The sequence below is a fragment of the Pseudomonas sp. AL10 genome (assembly GCF_029960685.1).
GTDB classification, from domain to species: domain Bacteria; phylum Pseudomonadota; class Gammaproteobacteria; order Pseudomonadales; family Pseudomonadaceae; genus Aquipseudomonas; species Aquipseudomonas lactis.
Window position 1 is genome coordinate 394,542 of sequence record NZ_JASBQZ010000002.1, and the last position, 19,767, is coordinate 414,308.

Annotated in this window: 12 protein-coding genes; 6 read left to right on the forward strand and 6 right to left on the reverse strand. The window is 60.2% G+C overall.

Annotated elements, in window-relative coordinates; all coding sequences use genetic code 11:
• The first annotated feature begins 162 nt into the window (after positions 1 to 162).
• Together QK296_RS04375 and QK296_RS04380 are read left to right on the forward strand one after the other, a co-directional pair.
• Positions 163 to 393: a hypothetical protein gene (locus QK296_RS04375; protein WP_003187970.1), complete on the forward strand. Its 231-nt coding sequence runs from the start codon at positions 163 to 165 to the stop codon at positions 391 to 393.
• Entirely contained in the window at positions 390 to 683 is a 294-nt protein-coding gene (locus QK296_RS04380; protein ID WP_282390638.1) for a cell division protein ZapA, read from the forward strand. Before QK296_RS04375 ends, QK296_RS04380 begins: the two co-directional genes overlap by 4 nt.
• Positions 684 to 686: 3 nt before the next feature.
• On the opposite strand, the gene QK296_RS04385 is transcribed toward QK296_RS04380, so the two are convergent.
• Positions 687 to 2,489, reverse strand: a complete 1,803-nt coding sequence (locus tag QK296_RS04385; RefSeq protein ID WP_169856563.1) for an acyl-CoA dehydrogenase — start codon at positions 2,487 to 2,489, stop codon at positions 687 to 689.
• 203 nt (positions 2,490 to 2,692) lie between these two features.
• Positions 2,693 to 6,646 (reverse strand): trifunctional transcriptional regulator/proline dehydrogenase/L-glutamate gamma-semialdehyde dehydrogenase, encoded by a 3,954-nt coding sequence (gene putA, locus QK296_RS04390; RefSeq protein WP_003187973.1) that lies wholly within the window; start codon positions 6,644 to 6,646, stop codon positions 2,693 to 2,695.
• A gap of 461 nt (positions 6,647 to 7,107) precedes the next feature.
• Between putA and putP the strand changes: the two genes are divergently transcribed.
• Positions 7,108 to 8,592, forward strand: coding sequence for a sodium/proline symporter PutP (gene putP / locus QK296_RS04395; RefSeq protein ID WP_034134730.1), 1,485 nt, complete (start codon positions 7,108 to 7,110; stop codon positions 8,590 to 8,592).
• Positions 8,593 to 8,821: 229 nt separating this feature from the next.
• Here putP and QK296_RS04400 read toward each other — a convergent pair whose 3' ends face one another.
• The 4 genes from QK296_RS04400 to tssI all read right to left on the reverse strand — a co-directional run bounded on the left by QK296_RS04400 (position 8,822) and on the right by tssI (position 15,445).
• Positions 8,822 to 9,091: a PAAR domain-containing protein gene (locus tag QK296_RS04400; protein ID WP_169856564.1), complete on the reverse strand. Its 270-nt coding sequence runs from the start codon at positions 9,089 to 9,091 to the stop codon at positions 8,822 to 8,824.
• A complete protein-coding gene (locus tag QK296_RS04405; RefSeq protein WP_169856565.1) occupies positions 9,088 to 10,746 on the reverse strand; it encodes a DUF2875 family protein in 1,659 nt (552 codons plus the stop codon). The genes QK296_RS04400 and QK296_RS04405 overlap by 4 nt, the downstream gene beginning before the upstream one ends.
• Complete coding sequence (locus tag QK296_RS04410; protein WP_169856566.1) at positions 10,743 to 12,764, reverse strand: DUF3274 domain-containing protein; 2,022 nt, start codon at positions 12,762 to 12,764, stop codon at positions 10,743 to 10,745. Before QK296_RS04410 ends, QK296_RS04405 begins: the two co-directional genes overlap by 4 nt.
• A gap of 71 nt (positions 12,765 to 12,835) precedes the next feature.
• Positions 12,836 to 15,445, reverse strand: coding sequence for a type VI secretion system Vgr family protein (gene tssI, locus QK296_RS04415; RefSeq protein WP_282390639.1), 2,610 nt, complete (start codon positions 15,443 to 15,445; stop codon positions 12,836 to 12,838).
• 326 nt (positions 15,446 to 15,771) lie between these two features.
• Here tssI and QK296_RS04420 point away from each other — a divergent pair, with 326 nt between their 5' ends.
• From QK296_RS04420 to rlmJ, 3 genes are all read left to right on the forward strand, one after another.
• The gene (locus QK296_RS04420) at positions 15,772 to 17,793 is read left to right on the forward strand and encodes a type VI secretion system tip protein VgrG (protein WP_169856944.1); all 2,022 of its coding nucleotides are present in this window, start codon (positions 15,772 to 15,774) and stop codon (positions 17,791 to 17,793) included.
• The gene (locus QK296_RS04425; RefSeq protein WP_169856945.1) at positions 17,793 to 18,518 is read left to right on the forward strand and encodes a DUF4123 domain-containing protein; all 726 of its coding nucleotides are present in this window, start codon (positions 17,793 to 17,795) and stop codon (positions 18,516 to 18,518) included. The genes QK296_RS04420 and QK296_RS04425 overlap by 1 nt, the downstream gene beginning before the upstream one ends.
• Before the next feature lie 97 nt (positions 18,519 to 18,615).
• Positions 18,616 to 19,452, forward strand: a complete 837-nt coding sequence (gene rlmJ, locus QK296_RS04430) for a 23S rRNA (adenine(2030)-N(6))-methyltransferase RlmJ (RefSeq protein WP_032893901.1) — start codon at positions 18,616 to 18,618, stop codon at positions 19,450 to 19,452.
• The last annotated feature ends 315 nt before the right edge of the window (positions 19,453 to 19,767 follow it).

Genomic DNA, 19,767 nt, shown 5'->3' on the forward strand with positions numbered 1-19,767 from the left:
GGTTGGATGAGTTCAGGAACCAGATCGGGTAAATGCAGTCACTAAGGCTCGAAAGTGCGGCCCGGCCTTGCAACATCGGGCTGCGCGGCCAGGGATAACCCTGGCATCCGAGGTGAATTTTCTTTATCGTCACCGCCCTTTTTAAACGCCCGAGAAATCAAAATGTTAGAAGCATCCCTCAGCCAATTGGAACAACTGGTCAGCGACCTCGTACAGCAGAATCAAGAACTGCTGGGCAGCAACGAATCCCTCAAGGCCGAGCTGGCCCGCGCCAAAGACGAAAACGACAGCCTGCAACTGAACCTGATGGAACAGGAAGAAAAGCACGGCGCCACGGCCGCCCGCATCCAGGCGCTGGTTGAGCGTGTGAGTGCAGGGCCTGTCAGCGCATGAGTGAGCGCATAAAGGTCGTTTCGATTCTCGGAGAGGATTACTCGATCAAGGCACCGGCCGGCGAAGATCAGACCCTGATGCATGCCGTGACTATGCTCAAGGCCTCCCTGGCCGTTACCAAGAAAAAGTACCCGACCCTGATTGGTGACAAGCTATTGGTATTGGCCGCGCTGAACCTGTGCGCCGAGCAGATTGAAATGCAACAGGCTCACCAGCAGGAACTCGACCGTTACCAAGAGCAAGTCAGCGCCACGGTCGATGTGATCTCCAAGGTGATCGGTCAGCCCTGAGGGCTAGAACCACTCGTCTTGCATGCCCAGGCACGTATCGTCGCGTGCCTCCAGAATCGCCAGTTCATGATGGCAGCTCGGTACTTCCCAGGTCAGGAAGTACCGGGCGGCCTGGAGCTTGCCCTTATAAAAGGCCGCATCAGCCGCGTCACCCTTGGCCAGCCCTTCTTCGGCGCGGATCGCCTGTTCCAGCCAGCGCCAGCCGATCACCGTGTGCCCGAACACTTTCAAGTACAGCGCCGAGTTCGCCAGGCTGCTGTTGACCTTGCCTTGGGCGAGATCGGTGAGCAGGCCAATCGTGACGCTTTGCAGCCGGTTTACCAGTTGCTCCAGGGGCTCTCGCAATGCCGTGAGTGAAGGGTGCCTTTGCGCCCGGGCTCCGGTTTCGGCGATCAGGCGAATCAGTTGCTTCAAGCCGGCACCACCGTTCTGCGCCAATTTGCGCCCGAGCAGGTCCAGGGACTGGATGCCGTGGGTGCCCTCATGGATGGGGTTCAGGCGGTTGTCGCGGTAGTACTGTTCCACCGGGTATTCGCGGGTGTAGCCGTGGCCGCCAAGAATCTGGATCGCCAGCTCGTTGGCCTTGAGGCAGAACTCCGACGGCCAGGATTTGACGATGGGGGTGAGCAGGTCGAGCAGTTCGTGGGCGTGCTTGCGCTCGGTGTCGGTGGCCAGGGTGGTGGTGTCGTCGAACAGCCGGGCTGCGTAGAGGCCCAGGTCAAAGGCGCCTTCTACATAGGCTTTCTGGGTCAGCAACATGCGCTTGATGTCGGCGTGCTGGATGATCGCCACCGGTGCGGTGCTCGGGTCTTTGCTATCAGGCAGGCGCCCCTGGGGCCGTTCGCGGGCGTAGTCCAGAGAGTAAAGGTAGCCGGCGTAACCGAGCATCACCGCGCCCATACCCACGCCGATGCGTGCCTCGTTCATCATCTGGAACATGCAGCTCAAGCCCTGGTGCGGTTTGCCCACCAGGTAGCCGACACAGTTGCCGTTATCGCCGAAGTTTAGTGCTGTGGACGTGGTGCCGCGCCAGCCCATCTTGTGGAACAGCCCCGCCAGTAGCACATCGTTGCGAGCGCCCAGGCTGCCGTCATCGTTGACCAGGAACTTGGGCACGATAAACAGCGAAATGCCCTTCACGCCAGCGGGAGCGTCCGGCAACTTGGCCAGCACCATGTGCACGATGTTTTCCGACAGCGAATGGTCGCCACCGGAGATAAAGATTTTGTTGCCCTTGAGCCGATAACTGCCGCCAGCCGCAGGTTCCGCACGGGTCCGAATGTCCGACAGGGAAGAACCGGCATGGGGCTCGGTCAGGGCCATGGTGCCGAAGAAGCGCCCGTCGATCATCGGCTGCAGGAAGCGCTGTTTCTGCTCCTCGGTGCCGAAGCTCTCAATGAGGTTGGCGGCACCCATGGTCAGGAACGGGTAGGACGTCGACGCGGCGTTGGCCGCTTGGAAATGCGCGAAACAGGCCTGGGACAACAGCGTCGGCAGTTGCATGCCACCTGCTTCAAAGCTGCGTGCTGCGTTGAGGAAGCCGGCTTCAAGGAAGGCGTCCACGGCGGGTTTGACCTCCGGGATCAGGATCGCCTGGCCGTTCTCATAGCGCGGTTCGTTTTCGTCGTTCTTGCGGTTGTGAGGGGCGAAGTACTTTTCTGCGATGTTGCGCGCCGTGCTGATCGCGGCATCGAAGGTTTCGCGGTTGTGTTCGGCAAACCGCTCGCGCTGGGTCAGGCCCTCGGCATCGAGGACTTCATACAGCTCGAAAGCCAGATTGCGGGAACTGAGCAGCGTCTCGGACATGGCGGCGTACCTTTGAAGGAATTGGCCTGAGTCTAAGTGCGCGAATGGAGGGTGGGTAGCAAGATTGATCTAAGTGATAGAAGGGCAAAACGCTGGCACAACGTGGAGCGCGATCAGTGTGGGAGCTGGCTTGCCTGCGATGAGGCCGTCCTTAAGCTGCATTCCCACGCGGAGCGTGGGAATGATCAGCCGCGTTGTGTCAGTTAGCCGATGGTCATCAGGCTGGCGTTACCACCCGCTGCAGCGGTGTTAACGCTCAACGCACGCTCGATCACCAGACGCTCCAGCGCAATCGCCGTTTCGCCTTGCGACATACCATGTACCCCAACAATCGCCCCACCGCGCTGCGCCACTTGCTGGCACACCGCACGCAGTTGGTCGGAATCACCGTGATGCAGCACGGCGTCAAACACCACGTCGTCCTTGGTCCAGTCGGCCACGCGCTTGATCTTTGCCTGAATCTCTTTCGGCAGGCGTGGGAACAAGGCCTTGGTCAGCTCGGTTTCCGGCCATACCGCCGAACCACCGACGGCCAATACCGCAGCCAGTTGGGTCAGCAGGTCGCCTTCCACTTCGGCCAGGCACAGTACGTGCTCGCGCGGTAGGATGGCGTAGCTGTTGCGCTCGCCGGTCGGGCCGGCCAGTTGGCGGGTGATACCGCTTTGCGACTGGGCGGCGAACTGCGTGCACAGGGCGCTCAGTTCACTGAACTTATTGCTGTCGGCCCAGGTTTTCAGGGCGGTCAGCGATTGGCTCATGGCATCACGCAGGCGCACGTCCGGCGCGGCCAACTTGTCGCCTCGTACGAAGGATTGCTCGATTGCATCGGTAGGACGAGTCGACAGCAAACGGTACAGGTACAGCGGGCCTCCGGCTTTCGGGCCAGTACCCGACAGGCCTTCGCCGCCGAACGGTTGCACGCCGACCACGGCACCCACAATGTTGCGGTTGACGTAGACGTTACCGGCGTTGACGTTGTCGATCACCTTGGCGATGGTTTCGTCGATGCGGGTGTGCACGCCCAGGGTCAGACCATAGCCGGAAGCGTTGATCTGGCCGATGAGCTGGTCGATCTCTTTACGCTTGTAGCGCACCACGTGCAGTACCGGGCCGAAGATCTCGCGTTGCAGTTCGTCGAAGCTTTCCAGCTCGATCAGGGTCGGCATCACGAAGGTGCCGCGCTTGATCTCTTCACCGTCGGCAATCGCCACTTGGTAAACGTTGCGGCCTTTGTCGCGCATGGCCTGGATGTGTTTCTCGATACCAGCCTTGGCCTCGGCGTCGATCACCGGGCCGATGTCCACCGACAGGCGTTCCGGGTTACCCAGGCGGCATTCAGCCATGGCGCCCTTGAGCATTTCGACTACACGGTCTGCCGAATCTTCCTGCAGGCACAGTACGCGCAGGGCCGAGCAACGTTGACCGGCGCTGTCGAAGGCCGACGACACGACGTCGATCACCACTTGTTCGGTCAGCGCCGAGGAGTCCACGATCATCGCGTTCTGGCCACCGGTTTCGGCGATCAGTGGAATCGGGCGACCCTGGGCATCCAGGCGACCGGCGACATTGCGTTGCAGCAGGCGCGCCACTTCGGTGGAGCCGGTGAACATCACACCTTTGACGCGATCATCACCCACCAGGCGGGCACCGACGCTTTCGCCCTGGCCTGGCAGCAATTGCAGCACACCTTCCGGAATGCCAGCTTCAAGCAGGATGCGTACGGCTTGGGCAGCCACCAGCGGCGTCTGCTCGGCAGGCTTGGCCAGCACCGGGTTACCGGCAGCCAGTGCAGCAGCCACCTGGCCGCTGAAGATGGCGAGTGGGAAGTTCCATGGGCTGATGCACACCACCGGGCCCAATGGGCGGTGGGCGTCATTGGTAAAGTCGTTGCGCGCCTGCACCGCGTAGTAACGCAGGAAGTCCACGGCTTCACGCACTTCGGCGATGGCGTTGGCGAAGGTCTTGCCGGCTTCACGGGCCAGTAAGCCCATCAGCGGCTGGATCTCGCCTTCCATCAGATCGGCGGCGCGTTCCAGAATGGCGGCGCGTTCGGCGGGCGGGGTGGCCTGCCAGATCGGCGCGGCGCTGATGGCGCACTGGATGGCGTTGTCGACGTCTTCGACGGTGGCTTCCTGTACCTGGCCGACCACATCACGCAGGTCGGACGGGTTCAGCACCGGTTGGGCTGCTTCATTGCTGGCGGCGCAACCGAGCATCGGCGCGGCCTTCCAGTTGTTGTGAGCAGTGGCGAGCAGGGCGCAGGACAACGAGGCCAGGCGGTGTTCGTTGGCCAGGTCGATACCGGCCGAGTTGGCGCGGTCGCTGCCGTATAGGTCACGCGGCAACGGAATGCGCGGGTGCGGCAGGCCGAAACCGCCTTCCTGGGTTGCCATTTGCTCGATGCTGGCTACCGGGTCGGCTACCAATTCCTGGATCGAGATGGACTGGTCAGCGATACGGTTGACGAACGAGGTGTTGGCGCCGTTTTCCAGCAGGCGGCGTACCAGATAAGCCAACAGTGTTTCGTGGGTACCGACCGGCGCGTACACACGGCACGGACGGTTCAGCTTGCCTTCGGAAACCTTGCCTACAACCTGTTCGTACAGCGGTTCACCCATGCCGTGCAGGCACTGGAACTCGTACTGGCCGGGGTAATAGTTCTGACCGGCGATGTGGTAGATAGCCGACAGGGTGTGGGCGTTGTGTGTGGCGAACTGCGGGTAGATGACTTCCGGCACCGACAGCAGTTTGCGTGCGCAGGCAATGTAGGAAACGTCGGTGTACACCTTGCGGGTGTAGACCGGGTAGCCTTCCAGGCCTTCGACCTGGGCGCGCTTGATTTCGCTGTCCCAGTACGCGCCCTTTACCAGGCGGATCATCAGGCGATGGCGGCTGCGGCGGGCCAGGTCGATGACGTAGTCGATCACATACGGGCAACGCTTCTGGTACGCCTGGATCACAAAGCCGATGCCGTTCCAGCCGGTCAGTTGCGGCTCGAAGCACAGGCGCTCGAGCAGGTCCAGGGACAGCTCCAGGCGGTCGGCTTCTTCGGCGTCGATGTTCAGGCCGATGTCGTACTGCTTGGCCAGCAAGGTCAGCGACAGCAGGCGCGGGTACAGCTCGTCCATCACACGCTCGTACTGTGCACGGCTGTAGCGTGGGTGCAGGGCGGAGAGTTTGATGGAGATGCCCGGGCCTTCATAGATCCCACGGCCATGGGAGGCTTTGCCGATGGAATGAATGGCTTGTTCGTACGAGGCCAGGTACTTCTGGGCGTCGTGTTCGGTGAGCGCGGCTTCACCGAGCATGTCGTAGGAATAGCGGAAGCCCTTGGCTTCGAATTTGCTCGCATTGGCCAGGGCTTCGGCGATGGTTTCGCCGGTGACGAACTGCTCGCCCATCAGGCGCATGGCCATGTCGACGCCCTTGCGGATCATCGGCTCGCCGCTCTTGCCGATGATGCGGCTTAAGGACGAGGTCAGGCCTGCTTCGTTGTGGGTCGATACCAGCTTGCCAGTCAGCAGCAGGCCCCAGGTAGCGGCGTTGACGAACAGCGATGGGCTGTTGCCCAGGTGTGGCTGCCAGTTGCCGGTGCTGATCTTGTCGCGGATCAGCGCATCGCGGGTGCCTTTGTCCGGGATACGCAGCAGCGCTTCGGCCAGGCACATCAGCGCCACGCCTTCCTGGGACGACAGGGAGAATTCTTGCAGCAGGCCCTGAACAATACCGGCACGGCCGCCGGCACTCTTCTGATTGCGCAGTTTTTCGGCAATGCTCGCGGCCAGCTTGTTGGTGGCTTCGGCCATCGGTGCCGGCAGGCGCGCCTGTTCGATCAGCATCGGCACCACTTCCGGCTCGGGGCGGCGGTAAGCGGCGGTGATTGCGGCACGCAATACCGATTGCGGCAGGATGCTCTCGGCGAACTCAAGGAAGCACTGGTGGGCGTGGTCGGCCTGGACCTCGCCGGCATCATCGGCCTCCTTGCTGCTCAAGCCATTGAGCTCGGACAGGGTTGCACCACCCTCGAGTTTCTCCAGGTAATTGAAAATCGCCTGCTTGATCAGCCAGTGCGGCGTGCGATCAATGGAGGTCGCGGCGGCCTTCAGGCGTTCGCGGGTCGGGTCGTCGAGTTTGACCCCAAGGGTGGTCGTTGCCATTTTTTTATCCTCATGGGTGCCACTACCGAGTGGCATCTGCTGGCGGCAAGATTAGCTTTGCCCATCTCGAGGTGCAACCGGGTGCAACCCTTTTGTTGGTTAAATGTTCGACGCTTGATCGGAAAAAAATAAACACACGACGGAATCCGCTCCGCGCTGGTGCATTTGCTTCTGAGATCGGCTGTTCTTGCTCCGAAAGGGAGCAAAAAAAGCGCGTTTGTCCTAAAACATACTTGGGTGCAACTTAATCGGCAGAAACTGGTTGCACCTTATTTGCTTTGTTGAATAGCATTCGCGCACCAAGGTGCAACCAACCCTCAGGGTGGGTTCATCGGCTGGCGGCTTTCCTGGGGAAACGCCAGTCATAAATGCGCGGCATGCAGGTTCGTCTATCCGGTTATCCACGGGTGGCCGTCCCCATGACCGTCGCTACATAAAAACAAAGCCAGGGCGTCACTCCTATGAGCGTTAGTAATCCAACCCTGATCACGTTCGTGATCTACATCGCAGCAATGGTGCTGATCGGCCTGATGGCCTATCGCTCCACCAACAACCTTTCCGATTACATCCTGGGCGGCCGCAGCCTCGGTAGCGTGGTGACAGCTCTGTCCGCCGGTGCTTCCGACATGAGCGGCTGGCTGTTGATGGGCTTGCCGGGCGCGATCTACATGTCCGGTCTGTCGGAAAGCTGGATTGCCATCGGCCTGATCGTCGGTGCTTACCTCAACTGGTTGTTCGTGGCCGGCCGCCTGCGGGTGCAGACCGAACACAACGGCGACGCCCTGACCCTGCCGGATTACTTCTCCAGCCGCTTCGAAGATAAAAGCGGCCTGCTGCGGATCATCTCCGCCGTGGTGATCCTGGTGTTCTTCACCATCTACTGTGCTTCCGGCATCGTTGCCGGCGCCCGCCTGTTCGAAAGCACCTTCGGCATGTCCTACGAGACCGCGCTGTGGGCCGGTGCTGCGGCGACCATTGCCTACACCTTCATCGGTGGTTTCCTGGCAGTCAGCTGGACCGACACCGTACAAGCCACGCTGATGATCTTCGCGCTGATCCTCACGCCGATCATCGTGCTGCTGGCCACCGGCGGGGTAGACACCACCTTCCTGGCCATTGAAGCCAAGGACCCGACCAGCTTCGACATGCTGAAAAACACCACCTTCATCGGCATCATCTCGCTGATGGGCTGGGGTCTGGGCTACTTCGGCCAGCCGCACATCCTCGCACGTTTCATGGCGGCGGACTCGGTGAAGTCGATCGCCAAGGCGCGTCGTATTTCCATGACCTGGATGATCCTGTGCCTGGGCGGCACCGTGGCAGTGGGCTTCTTCGGTATCGCTTACTTCTCGGCGCACCCGGAAGTGGCAGGCCCGGTGACTGAAAACCCAGAGCGTGTGTTTATCGAACTGGCCAAGATCCTGTTCAACCCATGGGTTGCCGGTGTATTGCTGTCGGCCATTCTGGCTGCTGTGATGAGTACCCTGAGCTGCCAATTGCTGGTGTGCTCCAGCGCCCTGACCGAAGACTTCTACAAGGCGTTCCTGCGCAAGGGCGCGTCCCAGCGTGAACTGGTATGGGTCGGTCGCCTGATGGTGCTGGTCGTGGCCTTGATCGCCATCGCCATGGCCGCCAACCCGGAAAACCGCGTACTGGGCCTGGTCAGCTACGCCTGGGCCGGTTTCGGTGCAGCCTTCGGCCCTGTGGTACTGATCTCGGTAATCTGGAAACACATGACCCGCAACGGCGCACTGGCCGGCATCCTGGTCGGCGCGATCACCGTAATCGTGTGGAAGCACTTCGAATTGCTGGGCCTGTACGAAATCATCCCAGGCTTCATCTTCGCCAGCCTGGCGATCTACTTCGTGAGCAAGATGGGCGCACCGACGGTGGGTATGGTCGAGCGTTTTGATGCTGCGGAAAAAGATTACAACTTGAACAAGTAATTCGTTGGGCGTTTAACGCCTATCAAGTTGGAAAGAAAGCGGCCCGCGTCCTTTGGATGGTGGGCCGTTTTTTATTGCCACTTCAGTCGAAATCAGCATCCTTGGGGTTCGGTAAAGTCGGTACGACCTAGATCAGTGAAAGCCCGGTCCGCTCGATGAAAAAGCGCTGGGGCAATTCAAACGCTGCCCCATATTTTTGGTTAAGTACCAAAAAGTGTTGCTTAGACAGTCAGTCCACTTGCACGCTATCCGCATGGCTCGCCACCCCATGACAACCGCATTCCAGCCGATGCCCATCCAGGACGACGCTCAGACCGTTCATACGTCGATGAGGGTGGGCCTCTATAAACGCATAGATGCCTTGGTGCAGTGGGCAGCTGGCTTTATCACCGAGTACGGCTACGGTTTTGCCGTTGATCTGATGAGTACCGGCAAGCTGGCACTCGATGACTTTACCGCCACTACTGGTGGCATCACCTAAACACACAGGTCGTTTCATTGCTTGACTCCCGGCGCACCAAAACTGAAGGGATCTGCCCAGCGGGTTTTCGCGTTTTGGGTTTTAGTGGCTTCGTCGGGTGGGCGGACCATTTGTACGGTGGTGCTGCCATCGCTGCCGTTGTAGACCACGGCGCTGGTGCCACCGTCGAGGTAGCTGGCCATGCTGGCGAGGTTGATAGCGACCAATGCGCTGCTGACGCCGGTATTGCCCAGGCGTCGGCCCAGGTCGTAGCCCTCTTCGACATTGCCCAGTTCGATACCGGTGCCGTCGGTGTTGAGCCCGTGCAGGGCGTTGTTGAGGGCAATCAGGCCGTCGATGTTGTCGGTGCTGTCGTAGAACACGCGTACTGGGGCGGTGCCTTCGGGCAAGGTGTTCAGAGCTTTAAGCCAGGCGCCTTGTAGCGCCTTGACCTGTAACGCAGGCTTGAGCTTCTTGCCGGTTTCGTCGGTCATCGCTACTTTTATCGGACGGTGCAAGTAACCGAGCATGGGCGCGGCATCGAACTCCTTGATTTGATGCTCGGCCCAACGCACGGGTAGCCAGGGTGTGGGCTTGAAATGACCGGGGCCGCGATTGCTGAGGGTTTGCCAGAGTTCGGGGAGTTGGGCGTGCCAGTAGGTGCTGGACATGGTGCCGGGGCCGTTGGGGGCTTCGAATCCTTCGGCACGTTTTTCTGCTTCATAGACATCATCAAAGGCATAGGTGTGCTTCCAATAAAACGCCCATAACTTGCCCATATCGGTGCGCTTATTCTGGTTGTCCTCTTCCTCGTTGGTGGCGAACGGGCGCAGATATTGATCAACCCGATCCGAACGCGAGACCAACAGACCAGTCATGGCTTCATAGACTTGGGGCACCGCGTAGCCATCCTGCATGCCTGGTGTCCCGGTAACCCGAAGACCATTGCGCGTCGTATCGCCATCTTCGCTAACGATCAATGCCTCTGGTACTTCTGGGTTGTCATCAAAAAACTGAAACAGCTTTTCGATCATGGGTTGAGCGTGAGTAGTGTTGTCCGCGTCTTGCCAGAGAAACAGCGTCACGCCGAGCGTGGCGGCATTTCGGCCACTCCAAATATTGCTCGCAGAGCCAGTGCTATTGAAGCGTTTGGGAGGGCCCAAGGCAAAGGTCGGCAAGGGCCAGTAGGCCACGGCATCGCGGGCGGAATGGTGAAACGATGCGCCGGTATTGATCACAGCAATATCACGTCGGGTACTCGCAGAGTAAGGATAATCCTCGGCCTTCTGGGAATAGATAGAGCTGAAGTTGTCGTTCTTTTTCTTGATCAAATTCCAAATGCGGGTCTGATGCCAAACACCCACCGCCAACCCCGCCGCCCTGATTTCCAGCGCATAGGTCCGTTCACGTTCGGCAATTTGCTCAGCGGTCAGTGGCGCAGGTTGTGCAACGACATCAGCGCCGCCATTGGCCCACTGCATCAAGGCCTTGCCGCCCCACACCGCGCCATACAGCAACACCACCACTCCAAAAATGGCAGCAAGCCCAGCGAGAGTGGGCAGCCCAACGGATTTCATCGTCATCTCTTCAATCTCTATGTATTTCATCACTTCGGAGGTCACGAACGTCAGCCAACCGAGCACCAGTATGAATCCGATCCAGAGGAAAGCCGTTAAGCGCGGTCGGCTGCTCATGATTGACCTCCTGTGTGGCCGGGTCTTCTAATCATGGGCGGGGGTGTCATTGGCACCATTTCAGGAGAGGGAAATATCCCTTTGTCGTAATACTTGTAGTTGGCTGTAACCAATGCACGTGCCTCCGCGCTTAACTTTGGCCATCCGGGCATTTGTGTAACTTCGTTTTCGAATGTTTTTTCATCCATCCGCCAATCTGCCATCGCAATCAGCACCTCCCGAATCTGCGGATCGTCCAAACATTTACCCTGACCCACCGCCACATCCATCGCTGTCACCCACCGATGGTTTTCCGGGCTGCGCAACACCGCCGAGTGATAGCTGTTGTTGTCCCATTCCTCTGGGTCTACCGCTAAGCGTGCGCGGATCTCGTTGGGGGTTTCTTCCCGCTCAATCAAAAAGTGGCCGACCGCTCCGAGCATTGGGTTGCCCGACATCCTCTGGCGCAGCACACGTGTCTGGTCGTCCGGGTGTTTATCCTCGTTCCAGGCAATCAACGCCTGATCAAGGTCCACCCGCTGTGGGCTTTGGCGCACTTCAATCCATTTGAACTTGGCGGTTTTATTGCCTAGCGCATTGTTCTGCGACACCGCATCCGGCGCGTCGATACCTGGCTGGGTCGGGCTGCCGGTGACAGCTTCACCACTGAACATTTGCGGAGCATGGGGCGGGATCAGGGCTTCGCCGTTGACATAAACGGTATCGCCAATGCCGGTGTTTTTTTGAAACAGCGCTGGGACAGGACGATGTTCGGCGGCGCGGCGCTCGCCTCTAACCCGTAACGGCACGAGCGCCGGCTCCGCGCCCACGTAGATCGGCTGTTGATTGCGATGCCGTTTGCTCCACAACCGCTGATAGAAACCCGAAGGCATGGCGGCCATCGCGGGTGTGCCATCGGGTAAGTGCGGCGGCACGCCGAAGGTGCCGATGCCGCTCACATCGCGAAGGCCCACGGTGGAGTCGTCATGACTGAAATACAGGTAAACCTTGCCGCGATTGTCACGCTCGGGAAACACCACAGTGCTGTCATCCGGCCCCAGGCGTTGGCCTTGCTGCGGCGACCAATTCGGGCCGGTGCGACCGCCATAACCGGGTTGCCCGTATTGCATCGCCATAAGGGGCGGTGCTGGATGAGGTGTGGCGGTTATGGCCTGCACGATATCGATCAGAGTGCCGAGGGTATCGGAGCCTTTCGGGGTCTTATTCGGCAACAGTGAATACGGCGAGGCGACCATGATCGCGCAGTCGGCGCAACGTTGGCCTCGATCCACCAGTAATGCCTGCGCAAGCAGGGTGATCAGCGTGCCCTGGCTGTGGCCCATGATGGTGATGGTTTCATCGGGGGCAAGACGGCGCGCTTCACTGATCAACATGGCCAGGCGATGGGCAGCCAGGATGAAATAACGACGTTGGGGGTTAGCACCCATGAACAGTGGGGTTTTCAAACTAAGATTGGCCGCGTGCCGGGTAATTTTGTTGAACCCCTCGCCGAACATTTCCAGCAGGTTGTTGGTGGCATTGGCGAAGAACCCACCGCCCTTGGCGAAGTGACGGTCCAGGCGGTTGTCGAAATTGTCCTGGTACTGGGTGCGCAGCTTGGTGGGGTCGCCGTTCTTGTCGCGTTTGATTTCGTCGGGCGCGGCGCGATAGCCCCAATAGAACGGGATGAAACAGCTGCGGGTGGTTTTATCGGTGGTACGTTTGTAGAGGTAAGTGTCGGGGTCGTCGAGCATGCGTTGTTCGACACTGTTTAAGTCCTCTACCGGAATCGCCTTTGCCGCCGCAAAGTCAGCGCCATAACTTCCCGCGCACAAGTCCGGTCGATGCAGCCGCTCGTTCAGGCCCTGAAGCAGTCCCGTTTCCACCGACTCGTACGAAGCGCCAGGATCGTTAACACCATGCAAGAAAATCACGATGCCGGGCATGTCGCGTGGGATGGCGATCAGTCGATCACCCGGTCGATTGGGGACAAGTCGGCTACGGTGCTCGGCGATGACACTGTAGTTGGGGTCGCTCATGCCTTAGCTCCTTTGGCTATTTGTTTGATTTACTACCGTGCTGCGTGTGTCAGGCCACGTTGTTCACTGGGCTAGAGCAACGGCTTCAACACATTCACATTCGCCAACTGCATGGATTCCCGCTGAATCTGTTCCGTGCCGCCGTCACTTCCAGTGATGCCTTGCACCACGCTGCCATCCTCCAGCGCGACGTTGTAAGCCTGCGATAACGCAGCCGCCTTTGCGTCACCCTCGAAGTGCAAAACGTGACGCTGATCGGCTCCGTCACGCCCAAACGCCGGCATCGGTACGCGGTCAGTCTTGGGGCCCACCCAGTCATGGTTCGCCGCATGCACGATGGCACTGCCCGACGTACCGATTTCGATGCCGCCGCCAATCTTGATGTAACTACCGTCATCGGCGACCAGGCGAATGGTCGGCGCCGTGAGGACGATTTCACCTTCAGCCGCCGAGGCGTGCAGGTTCTTTTGTGCGTTGAGGGCGATGTTGTCGCTTTGGGCCTGCACCAGTACTTTGCCGCGATTGGCGATGGTGCTGATGCCAGCGTCTTGGGCAAATGCAGAGATACCGTTGCCTGCATGCAGGCGCATGGCCGCGCCGCTGGTCATTTGCAGGTGGTCCTGCGCGGTGGTGTCGTGGTTGCCTCCGGCGTAATGGGCTTGGGAGGCCGGGGTAGCACTGACAATGCCAGCCTCGCTGGTGAGGGCGATCAGTGGTTCACCGCTGGTTGAGCTATCTGCAGCGGGCCACTGATTCAGGGTTTGGTGCAGGGCTTCGAGACCGGCGTGATCGAGCGACTGGGCACCTTGTGCGGCGGCGGTTTCACCCAATGCTTTAAACAGGTCGGCGCACTGGTTGAGCAGTTCCAACAGGCTTTCACGGCCCAATTGCGGGTCTTGCGCCTGGTGCTTGGCGTAGGTGGTGAGCAGCAAGCCTTGTGCGGCACGTAAGGCTATTGCGGCATTGGTGCGAAGCTCTGCACCGTTGCCCAGCGGCTGGGCCTTGCCTTCGCTGCGCGGTGTCGTCAGTTTGCCCAGGTTCAATGCGGTGTCCTGATGATGGCTCGCGAGTCGAGTGCGCAGCTCACCTGCGGTGTCATCAAACAACAACTCGTTGTAACCGCCACCCTTGTGCTCTTTTGTCTTGATTCCGCTCAGGGCATTGTTGCTCGGCAACTGCTTCAGCCCTGCCACCTCGCTGAAGCGTGGCGAGTGGTGGGAGCTGTTGTAGACGGTGCCGGTGATCAACGGCTGGTTGATGTCCCCGGCGATAAAACTCACGACCACTTCCTGCCCGATACGCGGCATGAACTGATGGCCAAAGCCTTCCCCTGCGCTGGGGTGGGAGACCCGCAGCCACGCGGTGTCTTGCGCTGGCTGCCTTGCGCCGTTGCGTTGATCGGCCTGTTGGCGCTGCCAATGAAAGCGCACTTTCACTCGCGCCCACTCATCGGTATGCACCTCACCCAAGGCACTATCGCCGACCACGATAGCGGTCAGAGGCCCGGCAACCACTGGGCATGGCGTCAAGCATTGAGGGCGATAAAGAATATGGCGACGGATACTGGTGAAGGTGTTGCTGTAGTCCGCTTCAGCTTCGGTCAGGTAGTTGTTATGCCCCTGGTGCTGCACGTTCAACAGCAGAAACTCATCAATCGTGGCCCCTGGCGCGCGTGGATCATTGCGGCCAGGTGTCCATGCGGGGTCATGTCGGGGATGCTGCGTCAGCGTAAAGGTGTAGCCCGGCACCATCGCTCGGCAGTTGCTGGCCCCGCGAAAGGTTTTGCTCAACGCATATAAGGCATCCCGGCGCCAACCGACACGATTGGTCGCGTCAGCACGGCTACCCGGGTTGTGTTGGCCTAAAAATTCGTACCGCTCAAGTTGAGCAGAGTCGCTGGCAGCATCCTGCAAACCTGTATCGACGTGCTCCCATGGCTCTGCCTGCTTGTAATCGAACGAGGGAACACTGAGGGCGTCGGATTGCTGCTGGCGTTGGGCAGCCCATTCGCTGATGGAGTCGGCATTGGTCGGGATCGAAGGCTGGTGGTATTGAATGACCGGTTGGTGCTCCAGCGGCGAGAGCCTGTCTGAATCATTTCGCACTACCAATGTGTGGTTGTGTGCGGCGTGTTCGAAGTAGAACAGCAAGCCCTCTTGCTCAAGCAGACGGCGTGCAAAGTGTTCGTCTGTTTCATTGAACTGAGTGATGCAACTGTGGGTTCTGAGGGGCGCGCCCTGTGCAAGATCGAATCGGAACTTGGCCAACGCGCCGTAATGAGCGAAGACCGTGTGCAACACGTCGACAACCGTGCACTCTTGGAAGATGCGAGAGTCGACGCGCTGGCTTAGATACCAGAACCATGGGCTCAACGTCGCCGAGTAATAGCTCAAGCCGCCATCATTATTCAGGTGGTTGAAGGCCGTGATGTGGCCGTGAATGCAACGGTGAGCGCCATTGGCCAATTCGATTTCAAGCAGCGTGGGTTGGCCGACCACGGTCTTGAGTTCGATCAGGGGATCGCGGCTAAGCAACGCTAAGTCAAAGCTGAAAGGTTGGGATATCGCTTCATGGCCACTGAAACTGTCAAGCAACAGTTCGTGATCAGATTCTGTTTGCACCGTTAATTTGATCAATCGGTGTTTTTGTGATGAGAGCAGTGATGCGGGATCGATGGGCATGCAGGCCTCTTGTTCCGGAGGGCGGCGGACTTCGAGGGGATTCAGGTTCGCCTAATAGCGAGAATTTGAGCATGGGAGGAAAATAAGGGCGTGTCGGATGGCGGCCTCGTTTGAGTAGGAATACTCTGAAAGCGATCAATTCGTCATCAGGTTGCCCGCCCTCAAAAGACCCGACGCTAGGGTTAAAAACCTGCGCGTATGGTTATTTCCGAACGCTATTGGGTATGGCTCACGGCGTAGGGTATTTCTTATTTAGATGTCGACCACTCAACGCGACAATGTGTTGGTGCAGACTCTGCTACCCACCCTTCGCAGAGAAACACCGGATGTTCGCTCCTGCCAACCAACCTGCATTTACTTTGGCCCTGGACGGGGCGCCCAGTGACTTCAAGGTGTTCGCGTTCAGCGGCACCGAGGCCATCAGCCAGCCCTATCGTTTTGAACTTGAGCTGCTCAGCGAGCAGCCGGATGTCGATCTGGAGGCCTTGCTGCATCGGCAGGTGTACTTGGGCTTCGACGATCAGGGGCATGGCGTTCATGGCCTGGTGTATCGGGTTGCCCAGGGCGACTCGGGGCGGCGCTTGACGCGTTACCAGCTCAGTCTTGCGCCGCATCTGGCGTACCTGGCGCACAGCAGCCATCAGCGTATTTTTCAGCATAAGACGGTGCCGCAGATTGTTGCTCAGGTGTTGGCCGGGCAGGGGATTCACAGTGATCGCTTTGAGTTCCGGTTGAGCGGTGATTACCCGGAGCGTGAATATTGCGTGCAGTTCGGCGAGAGCGACCTGGCGTTCATTCAGCGCCTGTGTGCCGAACTGGGGATTCACTATCACTTCCAGCATTCCCCCGAAGGGCATCTGCTGGTGTTTGGCGATGACCAGACGGTGTTTGCCCAGATGGATCAGCCCACGCCTTACCGGCCAGGTTCGGGAATGGTGGCCGATACCCCCGCGATCAAGCGCTTCACCTTGCAATTGGCGACCCGGACCACGGCGCTGAACCTGCGCGATTACGACTTTCGAAAACCCCATGTCGAGTTGGAGGGCACGGCTGCCGACGAGTCATTGCCCAAGCTTGAAGCGCAGCACTACCCTGGCAACTTTTCCGACCGAGCCCAGGGCAGATGCCTAGCCCAGCGTGGCCTGGAGCGGCACCGCAGCGACTATCGCAGCGCCCATGGCCAGGGCGATGAGCCGGCGTTGGCCAGTGGCCGGTTTTTGCAGTTGCGTGAGCACCCCCGCGAGGACTGGAATGACTTGTGGCTGGTGACGCAGGTGCGCCATGAAGGCAAGCAGCCCCAGGTGCTGGAGGAGGCGGTCACCGAGGAGGAGGGAGGGGAACTGCGCCAGGGCTATCGCAACGCATTTGTCGCCGCGCCATGGGATGCGGTGTTTCGTCCGCCCTTGCCGGAGCAGCCGCGCCCGACGGTATCGGGGTATCAAAGCGCGGTGGTCACCGGCCCGGTTGACAGTGAGGTCCACTGTGACGAGTACGGCCGGGTCAAGGTGCAACTGGCCTGGGATCGTGTCGGTGAGCACAACGACCATTCCAGCTGCTGGCTGCGGGTGGCCAGTGGTTGGGCCCATGACCGTTATGGTGTGGTGCTGATCCCCAGGGTCGGCATGGAAGTGCTGGTGGGGTTCGTCAATGGCGATATGGACATGCCGCTGGTAGTGGGGTGCCTGCCCAACACCGCCACGCCAGTGCCCCTCGACCTGCCGGCGGACAAGACCCGTAGCATCTGGCGTAGCCAGAGCAGCCCTGGCGGTGGCGGCTACAACGAACTGCGTATTGAGGACCGTAAGGGCGCCGAGGAAATCTACCTGCGCGCCCAGCGGGACTGGACCCAGCATGTGCTGCATGACCAACAGGTACAGGTCGATAACCAGCGTCGCGTGCAGGTGGGCGGCGAGTCGCGCCATGAGTTGCAGGGCCAGGAGCAGCGCATCACCCACGGCAACCGTTTGACCGAGCTCAAGCAGGATGACCATCTGGTGGTCGGCGGTTCCCAGCACATGCGGGCCGGGCAGACCATTGCGCTGGGCGCCGGGCAAAGCATCCTCATTGATGCGGGTGCCAGCGTGACGATCCAGGCGGGCGGGCAGTCGATCACGTTGTCAGCGGGCGGGATATTCAGCAGTGTGCCGATCCAGCTCGGCAGCGCGCCGGCCCCGATGCCGGCGCCGTTGATGCCTGGATTGAACGAGACTTTATTGGCGGTAGTGCCCGCGCCGTTAAGCCGTGCGCAAGTGGTCAGCCTCAAACGCAGCGCGCCGTTCTGTGAAGAATGCGAGCGCTGCAAGAACGGCCAGTGTGACATCGGCGCCCCTGTACGGAGTGCGTCCTGATGCCCGCGCCCTTGACGCCCATTGCCTGGCTGGCGCACTACCCGTTGCAGCCAGATGAACAGCTGTACGCCCTGCTGGGCAATGCCAGCAACGCCAAGCCGCTTGCCGCCTGGCAAGCCACGGCCGCTGCAAAGATGCCGCGACCGATCTGGGCGGGCACGGCCTACGCTGACTGGGATGAGGTCATGCCCTGCGTGGGCATCGTTGAGCCGGGCAGTGCCTTTCTCGATTGGATAGCCACCACCCAAGCGACGGATTGGGGCTGGCTGGCGGTCTCATCCAGCCCGCTGGAGGTGGTGATCGAGCATTTGCAGGGCTTGACCCAGGTGTACCTGCCGGAAAACCAGCCGGTGTTTTTGCGTTTCTGGGACGGCGCGCACCTTTTGCCGATGTTGCAGTCATTAGGCGACGAGGCGGCGCGCGTGTTGCCGGTGTTTCAGCGCTACCTGGTCAACGGCCAGCCGCTGTCCGTGGCGACCGGGTCAGTCGCTGCGGCCCCAGCCAGCCCCTGGTGGCAGGTTCCGGCGTGCTTGCTGACGCACATGGCCCAGCAGTCACCGCAGGTGCTTGTCGACAACCTGCTGCAATGGCTCCAGGAGCAGCGTCCTGACCTCTACACCGCGTTTACCCCAGCCACCTTGCAGCACAAGGTCGCCTACTTCACACGCAGGCCGCAAATCAGCCATGGCGCATTGGCTGATTACCTTGCCTCGCAACTCAGTTAAGCCCCTGGTGATAGCGTGACATCCGTGCCGCCTGCCGTGCGGCCCTGCACCTTTGCGTCGGTAGAAGGTAAACTTCGCCCCCTGCGCAGGAGCAACCATGAATTATCGTCACGCCTTTCACGCCGGCAACCATGCCGATGTCTTCAAACACCTGACCTTGACCCGCCTCATCGCCCTGATGTCGCGCAAGGAGCAGCCGTTCGCCTACCTCGACACTCACGCCGGCATTGGCTTGTACGACCTGCAGGGCGACCAGGCCAACCGCACCGGTGAATACCTGGAAGGCATCGCCCGCCTGTGGGGCGCAAGCGACCTGCCGCCGCTCACCGCCGACTACATGCGCGTGCTGCACGAGATGAACCCGGATGGCCAGTTGCGCTACTACCCCGGCTCGCCGGAACTGGCGCGCCGCCTCACGCGGCCCCAGGACCGTGTGCTGCTCAATGAGAAGCACCCGGAAGATGGCGTGCTGCTCAAGGACAACATGAAGGGTGATCGCCGCGTCAAAGTGCACCTGGGCGAAGGCTGGCATGTGCCACGGGCCTTGCTGCCGGTGCCGGAAAAGCGCGCGCTGATGCTGATCGACCCGCCGTTTGAAAAACTCGACGAAATGCAGCGTTGCGCGGCGTCCCTCAAGGAGGCGGTAAGCCGTATGCGCCAGACGGTGGCGGCGATCTGGTACCCGGTGAAAGACCAGCGCATGTTGCGCCGTTTCTACCAGGACCTGGCCGGCACTGGCGCGCCGAAGCTGCTGCGTGTGGAGTTACTGGTGCATCCGCTGGACACGCCCAATACCCTCACCGGCTCGGGCCTGGCGATTGCCAACCCGCCGTGGGGCTTGGAGGAGGAACTGCGTGAGTTGTTGCCGTGGCTGTCCAAGCAACTGGGCCAGACCCAGGGTGGCTGGCAGATGGATTGGCTCATCGCCGAATAACCGCCTTTCCGGCCAAACACAAACCAATGTGGGGGGGGCTTGCCCCCGATAGCGGAGTATCAGCCATTACATCCGTAACTGACACTCCGCTATCGGGGCATAGGTATCTACACAATTTCGGGTACGACGCTGGACCTGTGGCGAGGGAGCTTGCTCGAGTGGCGGCCTGACGGCCGACGCATCTCTACCTGACACCCCAAGATCTAAATGTGGGAGCTGGCTTGCCTGCGAAGACGGCCTGACGGTCGACACAGTTGGATCGTGTACATATCCATTCCTGCGGTAACGGCCACTTAGGGTTCCGCCCTGACGGCG